Source organism: Cyanobacteriota bacterium, assembly GCA_025054735.1.
Taxonomy (GTDB): Bacteria; Cyanobacteriota; Cyanobacteriia; order SKYG9; family SKYG9; genus SKYG9.
In genome coordinates this window covers 1-1,145 of the sequence record JANWZG010000677.1, presented here as the reverse complement: position 1 = coordinate 1,145, position 1,145 = coordinate 1, and the positions used below count along the sequence as shown (strand labels likewise).

Annotated in this window: 1 protein-coding gene; it reads right to left on the bottom strand. The window is 45.1% G+C overall.

From position 1 onward, the window contains the following. Nucleotides 1-160: 160 nt before the first annotated feature. On the bottom strand, nucleotides 161-586 hold the full coding sequence (gene rsfS / locus NZ772_19320) for a ribosome silencing factor (GenBank protein ID MCS6815708.1): 426 nt from the start codon (nucleotides 584-586) through the stop codon (nucleotides 161-163). Nucleotides 587-1,145: the final 559 nt, after the last annotated feature.

Here is a 1,145-nt window from a genome sequence, read left to right as displayed (position 1 = left end):
CGTACAGCAGCCTATGTTCATGCGCTTACTCGCCTAGGGGAAGCAATTTCTGCTAAGGGCACCCGTGATTATTACACAAGCACTCTCAGAACTTAACGTATTCACCAGACTGAGCGGGATCAGCATGTGCCTAAATCAGACCAGAACGCTGAGAAAAGGGCTAAAGCTTAATATCAAGACGTTCTGCATGGCCCCAAAAGGCTTCTAGGTTATAGAATTCCCGCTCCCTAGGCATGAAAATGTGAGCAATGACATCACCGTAGTCCTGAAGAATCCACTTGCCTTCTGATAAGCCCTCTATACGTTGGGGATAGCGCTGCAACTCTAGTTCTACAGCTTCTTCGATCGACCGCGAAATGGCTCGAACCTGAACGTTCGATAACCCAGTTGCTAGCACAAAATAGTCTGCAAGGTATGAAACGTCTGTTACCCGCAGAATCACAATGTCAGTAGCCTTGCGATCATCGGCTGCTTTGGCGATCGTCAGCGCTAACTGCAACCCTGAATCTTCACATGCTGCTGCGAGGTTTTGACGATTGGAACGATCAGAGTCAGGAGTAGAGTTAGCATGGGGCAATTGAGACATCTAGTGGCATCTAGTAAGTGAAAGAACACTGGCAGCAAATAAAACTACTTCGAGGTTAGCATGGATTGTCATTAACCCACTTGACTGATGGCTGTTGACTCACCGCAGTTGAAACTATTCTTACCGTTAAGGTGATTTTTAAACAAATCTGTACCTTCTAGCATTGCCTTTCGACTCTGCTTAGGGAACAATCTAGCTGAGCAAAGCCAGTTGTAGCGATAATCTAAGGAATGGTTGTAGCTTGTGATTTACTCGTGATTTAGATGTTGGTCGTGAGTACAGCGTTTGACGTTTGGCATCTTTCTGACGTTTGGCACCTTACTGTCGCTAGTCAGCCACCACTCTTATGATTTCGCCATAAAAATCGGCTATTTAGTCTGAATCAGCTATGAATCTGTTCACAATAAGTCTGTTCACAATAAGGTAGTAACCTTAACAAGCTGCACGCAATTTGTTCGCATAGTAATTGGCAATAGTAATACAGCGTGATGATTCCATGGAAACTTTTACGACGGCAACTGTGGGAATGGCGAGGAGTCTTAGTAACAGCTCCTACAAC

Coding starts and splice junctions, on each gene's coding strand:
- rsfS (MCS6815708.1), bottom strand. CDS start 586: ATGTCTCAATTGCCCCATGCTAACTCTACTCCTGACTCTGATCGTTCC.